4 protein-coding genes are annotated in these 6294 nt (G+C 65.5%); all 4 read right to left on the bottom strand.

Going from position 1 to position 6294, the window contains the following annotated elements; translation table 11 throughout:
* Position 1 precedes the first annotated feature (1 nt).
* A complete protein-coding gene (locus E9677_RS25065; RefSeq protein WP_168801348.1) occupies positions 2-1321 on the bottom strand; it encodes an HlyD family type I secretion periplasmic adaptor subunit in 1320 nt (439 codons plus the stop codon).
* Between the two features lie 80 nt (positions 1322-1401).
* Positions 1402-3624, bottom strand: coding sequence for a cadherin-like domain-containing protein (locus tag E9677_RS25060; RefSeq protein ID WP_136560793.1), 2223 nt, complete (start codon positions 3622-3624; stop codon positions 1402-1404).
* 5 nt (positions 3625-3629) lie between these two features.
* A complete protein-coding gene (locus E9677_RS25055) occupies positions 3630-5354 on the bottom strand; it encodes a type I secretion system permease/ATPase (RefSeq protein WP_136560792.1) in 1725 nt (574 codons plus the stop codon).
* A 76-nt stretch (positions 5355-5430) separates the two neighbouring features.
* The coding region (locus E9677_RS25050) for a calcium-binding protein (protein WP_136560791.1) at positions 5431-6294 on the bottom strand (864 nt) is incomplete at its 5' end.

The following is a 6294-nucleotide window of genomic DNA, read 5'->3' as shown; positions in this document are numbered from 1 at the left end:
TTCACTCTTCTCGGAATGCTCTTGTTATCTGGTCAGTGAATGGTTTTGCGAGGAATGAGATGACGGTTCGTTCTTCGGTTTCGATATAGACTTCGACGGGCATTCCGGGGGTGAGTTTGGTTGCGAGTTCGCCGAGGTCGTCGGGCGAGAATGTGACGCTTGTCTTGTAGAAGGGCAGGTTTGTCGCCTTGTCGACGACGGTTGCAGCCGGGATGACGTCGACTTCGCCGATGATTTCGGGCGTGGTCTGGCGGTTGAAGGCGGTGAAGCGCATGCGGGCGGTCTGGCCGACGGTGATGCGGTCGATATCGGTGGGCGCGACCTTCACATGCACGTCGAGTTGGCTGTCTTCGGGCACGATCGCCATGATCACCTGACCGGGGGCGACGACGCCGCCGATGGTGTGGGCCTGGAGGTCGTAGACCGTGCCGCTTTCCGGCGCCTTGACCACGGTGCGTTCGAGCCGGTGGGTGAGCTGCAGCGCCCGCTGCTCGAGTTCGGTGAGACGGGCCTCGGTGGAGACGAGCTCCTTCTGCAGCTCGGTGCGGCTGGTCTGGTCGACCGACATCAGGCGGACATTGAGCTCGCTGATCTGACCTTCAGCCTCCGCGACCCGGGCGACGAGATCGCCGATCGTGCCGTCGATGCGCACCATCTGCCGGCGCAGCCCGCGCAGTTCGGAGGCCTTGGCCAGCCCCTTCTGCACCAGACCCTCCTGCATGGCGAATTCCTCGGCGATCAGGGTATTCTCGGAGAGATTGGCCTTCTCCTGCTCCTTCAGGCCGTCGATCTGGTTGCGCAGCTGGGAGATCTGCATCTCGATCTGCTGGCGCTGGTTGGCCCGCATCTCGCGGTTCTCGTCAAACAGCTTGCGCTCCTCGCGGGTGATGTCGGGCGAAAGCTCGAGGCCGTCGAAGACGAGCACGTCTGCCCCGTCGCGCTCGGCAAGGAGGCGGCTGCGCATCGCTTCGAGCTGGGCCAGCTGCGACTGGATGATGCCGAGCTCGATGCGGACCTGGGTGTCGTCGAGGCGAAGCACGACCTCGCCCTTCTTGACGGCGGAGCCTATCTTCACGGGTATCGCGACAATGGTGCCGCCATCGACATGCTGGACCTGCTTGGTCTCGCCGGTGACGACGAGTTCGCCCTGCGAGATGACGGCGCCGGCCAGCTTCGCCTGGGCGGCCCATCCGCCGATGCCTGCGGTCAGAAGCACACCGAGGGCAGTCGCGGCCAGCATGCGCCCTTTGAGGCCCTTGCCGGAAAGCGAGACATTCGTGTCGGTGTCGTCAGGTCGCTGTGTCCCAGGTCTCTGTGTCATGTGCTTGTCCCCCATTACGCAAGTTACAGTGTGAGCTTCGAGTGAGCTTCGAGTGAGCTTCGGTCGAGCTTCCGATAGGCTTAGGCAACCAGCCCTTCGACCTGACCGGGCAGGTGGAAGGCGGTCAGGATCAGGTCGTCTTCGTCGAGATCCCTGGCGCTGATGATGACGATCTCGTAGTCCCGGTCGCCGTCGATGTCGGTGACGAGCTGCAGCACGTGATGGCCGGTATCGTCGTCGTCGATCATCTTCTTGTAGAGCTTGACCAGGGTCTTGTGGTCGTGGCCGTCGAGTTCGAGTGCGCTCTCGCCATCCTCGAAGTAGAGCCGCCCGAGTTCGCGTTCGAGCTTCGACAGATCGACCTTGTCGCCGACATCGAAGTCGCGGATCTCATCTCGCCCCGCGCCGTGCCCTGCCCCGTGATTGGCGCCGTGATTGGCGCCGTAATTGGCGAAGGAGGCGACCGAGCCGAAGACGAAAGTATCGTGGCCGCCGCCGCCATAGAGGATGTTGACGGCGGAACTGGCGATGATCGTGTCGTCGCCCTCGCCACCGACGGCATTCTCGATCGAGGTCAGGCGGTCCTCGCCGATCTCCGCGCCGGTCGCCAGGCCGGCCTCGAGATCGATCGTGACCGCCATGGTCATGCAGGAAGCGTCATAGGTGTCCTGGCCCTCGCCGCCATGGATCACGTCGTCGCCGTCGTCGATGCCCGTGTTGATGCCCGTGTTGATGCCAGTATCGGCCGAAGCGTCATCCGCACCGGATACCGGCTCGTCGCCTTCGACCTCTGCCTCGGCTTCTGCCGATACGAGATCCGTGGCGATGTGGGGGAGGCTCCGCTGCTCCAGCACCGGCTGCATACCCGCGACGAAGACATCGTCGCCGTCATTGCCGACCACGACGTCGTCGCCCGCACCGCCGGCGAGCGTGTCATGTCCAGCCCCGCCTTCCAGCACGTCATGGCCGGCATCGCCCGACAGAACATCGTCGCCGTCCTCGCCGAACAGCCGGTCGTCGCCGTCGCCGCCGGAGAGAATGTCATTGCCCGCGCCCCCCATCAGGCTGTCGCGGCCGGCCTCGCCGAACAGCATGTCGTCGCCGTCATCGCCGAACAGCACGTCGTCACCGTCGCCGCCGAAGATGCGGTCATGGCCGGCACCGCCATGGATCACGTCGCGGCCGGCGCCACCGATCAGGAGATCGTCGCCGGCACCACCGAGGATCAGGTCGTCGCCCTCGCGGCCATAGACGATGTCGTGGCCATCGCCGGCATCGATCAGGTCCTTGCCCGGCGTGCCGAGAAGCACGTCATCATCAGCGGTTCCGATGATCTCCGTCTCGGGATGCTGGCGCAGATCGAGAAAGGCCTGGCCCTGAACCGAGGCCTTGCCGTCGCTCATGGTGAAGGTGAGCGTGACCAGCCCCTGTTTGTCGCGTTCGGGCACATAGATCCAGGCATCGCTGCCATACACGCGGATCTCGCCCGAAGTCGCCTGGATCGCAGAGATCGTCAGCCTGTCTCCATCAGGATCGACGCCCGCCCGGGCGAGATCGGCCCACATCAGCAGCATGGACAGGTTGACCAGCCCCGTTCCGAGATAAACCGGACCGCGCGACAAGGGTGCGCGATTGACCGGCTGGTTGTTGCCGCCGCCGGATGAACCACCACCATCGCCCCCACCTGTCGCCAGGTCCTCGCCTGCCGAGGCGCTGCCGCCGCCTGTCGGCTGGTCGCCGGCGCGGCCATCGGCCTCACCCCTGGGCAGGGAAAAGCCGTTGAGCTTCGGCCGGGCGACCGAGGGCGCCATGAAGCGGAAGCCGTTGGCGGCGACATCGATCGACACGCCCTGGAAGGGCCGGTCGGCATAGCCGCCCTCGAGCAGGAAGTCCTGGGCATTGAAGCGGATCGAGGAATAGAGCCGCCGCGGCGGCTGGATCTGTTCGACGACGTCCTCGTAACGCCGCTGGATCTCCTGCCAGAAGGCGGCGATGTCGAGATTGCTCTCGGGCGCATCCTCGACCGGGGCGGAGGTGCCATCGTCGAGCGCCACCGTCTTGCGGTCTTCGGGGGCTTGCGCATTGGGCGCCGGGTTGACGATCTCGCGCAGCCGCCCGAGATAGGCGCCGAGCCCCATGGACAGCACGGCGAAGATGCCGGGCGACCAGAGCGTACGGTCCTGGACATCGGCGAGCGCGAACTTGCGCGCCGGCGCCTTGGCCGCCTGCAGGTCACCCATGTCGCCAGGACCGAGCTTCAGGCTGTCGTCATGATCGATCGTGGTCGTGGTGGATCCGCTCATCGGGCTCACTCCGCTGCGACCGACAGCGTCCGGGCCGGCCGCAGGGACGGCTGCTTCTCGGACGTATTGGCCGGCACCTTGATGATCTCCTCCTTCGGGCCGAAGGAGACGAGCTTGCCGCCCTGGACGACGCCGACCATGTCGACGGCCTGCAACACGCTCGGGCGATGCGCGACGATGACGACGAGGCCGCCACGTTCGCGCACCTTGACGATCGCCTTCATCAGGGCTTCCTCGCCCTCGGCATCGAGGTTGGAGTTCGGCTCGTCGAGCACCACGAGGAAGGGATCGCCGTAGAGTGCGCGGGCGAGCGCGACGCGCTGGCGCTGGCCGGCCGACAGCGACTGGCCGCTCGGTCCGATCTGCGTCTGGTAGCCGTTCGGCAGCCGCACGATCAGGTCGTGAATGCCGGCGGCACGTGCCGCCCGGAAGATCATCTTGGCATCGGCATCCGGATCGAAGCGGGCGATATTGTCGGCGACCGTTCCGTCGAGCAGCGCCACTTCCTGCGGCAGATAGCCGATATTCTCGGTGAAGAAGCGCGTCGGCCACTGCTTGAGGTCGGCGCCGTCGAGCCTGACCGAACCGCGCAACAGCGGCCAGATGCCGAGCAGCGAGCGGGCGAGCGTCGTCTTGCCGCCGCCCGACGGGCCGATCAGCGCCAGCGCCTGGCCGGCGGAGAGCTGGAAGGAGACGTCGCTCAGGAGCACCGTGCCTGATGTCGGCGCGACCGTGGTCATGCCTTCGACGACGAGGCCTTCGGTCGGGGTCGGCAGGTCGAACTGCGTCGCCGGCCGGTCGAGCACGGCCAGCGTATCCTTGATGCGCGACCAGGAGCGTCTGGCCGAGATGACACCCTTCCACTGGGCGATCGCCTGGTCGACCGGAGCGAGCGCCCGGCCGGTCACGATCGAGGATGCGATAATCGCACCGGCCGACATCTCGCCCTGGATGGTGAGATAAGCGCCGACCCCGAGTGTCGCCGACTGCAGCATCATGCGCAGCACCTTGGAGATCCCGGCAAAGGTGCCGGCGATGTCCGAGGTTGCGGTCTGGGTGTCGAGATGACGGCGATTGGCGCTTTCGAACCGGTCGACCGCGCGCTCCGTCATGCCCATTGAATAGAGGATGTCGCCATTGCGCACATGGTTGTCAGAGACATTGTTGCGCTGGATGGCAGCCCGCGTCATCTCCTTGGCATGGCGGCGCGACAGGAGTTCGGCCGCGATCGTGAGACAGGCGAGGAAGAGCGCACCGCCCAGCGTCAGCATGCCGAGCACCGGATGCAACAGCCAGACGAAGACGAGATAGACCGGGATCCAGGGCAGATCGAACAGCGCCACCGGCCCCGCACCCGACAGGAAGCCGCGCACGGTATCGACGTCGCGGCCCCGTTCGGATGCCTCCGCCGAGGAATAGCCGAAGCGCGGCATCTCCATCACCACCCGGTGTACGAGCGGTGCGATCTGCCGGTCGACATTGGCCCCGAAGCGTACCAGCATCTGCGACCGCAGGATATCGAAAAGGCCCTGGAACAGGTAGAGCCCGACGGCGATCACCGAGAGCCAGATCAGGGTCGGCACGCTGCCGCTGGTCAGCGCCCGGTCGTAGATCTGCAGCATGTAGAAGGCGCCGGTCAGCGCCAGGATGTTGATGATGCCCGACAGGCTGAAGACGAAGCCCGTCACCAGGCCGATACCGGACAGTTTGTAGCTCGACTGCTTGTTCATGACGTCCCCCACTGAAGCCCACTGAAGATTTGTCTGTCCGGCCCCCGCCGGGCCGGACAGCTGTGCCATTCAGTCCTCAGGAAACGCCGAGGAAGTCGTTGACCGTCAGGTTGTGACGGCCCTGCAGCGACAGTTCGAAGTCCGCCGCATTGTCCCCTTGCGTATTGCCGCGGATCACCGTGAACTCCTCGCCGTCGCGCATCTCATGCGTGATGACGACGTCGCCGATCGCATCGATCGTGGTGCCGGCCTCCAGCTTCATCGCCCCCATGCCGGCAAAGTCGATCCGGTCGCCGGTCTGGAAGCCGTAGATCGTGTCGCCATTCGCCGACGCTGCCGACGAGAACTTGAACACGTCGTCACCCAGGCCACCATCGATGATGTTGACCGCACTCGACGCCGTGATCGTGTCGTGGCCGGAGCCGCCGACGAAGTTCTCGAAGCCGTAGAAGGTATCAGACCCCGTCGTGCCGCCGCTGACCGAACCGCGGCTGTTGAAGCCGTTTCCGAGATCGACCGTCAGGTTGGCGCTGCTGGCTGCATAGTCGAGCGTGTCGACGCCGCCTTCGCCCCAGTAGACGTCGTTGCCGTCGTTCAGCGTGGCGATCACGGTATCGTCGCCCTCGCCGCCCCAGACCCGGTCGTCGCCGGCCCCGCCTTCGATCACGTCATTGCCGGCACCGGCAAAGATCTGGTCGGAACCAGCCCCGCCGAAGACGATGTCATGGCCGTCCCCGGCATGCACCTCGTCGTCGCCGAGCCCAGCATTGACGAAGTCGTCCCCGTCACCGCCGGTCAACACGTCATCGCCATCCTCGCCGCGCAGAATGTCCGAGCCACCCTGACCGACCAGAACATCGGTCCCGGCACCACCGAGGATCACATCGTCCCCACTAGCACCAACAAGCGCGTCGGCAGAGGAAGTCCCGATCAGAGTGAG

This window comes from Peteryoungia rhizophila (assembly GCF_004912145.1).
GTDB lineage: Bacteria > Pseudomonadota > Alphaproteobacteria > Rhizobiales > Rhizobiaceae > Allorhizobium > Allorhizobium rhizophilum.
This window is presented reverse-complemented; position numbering and strand designations above follow the sequence as displayed.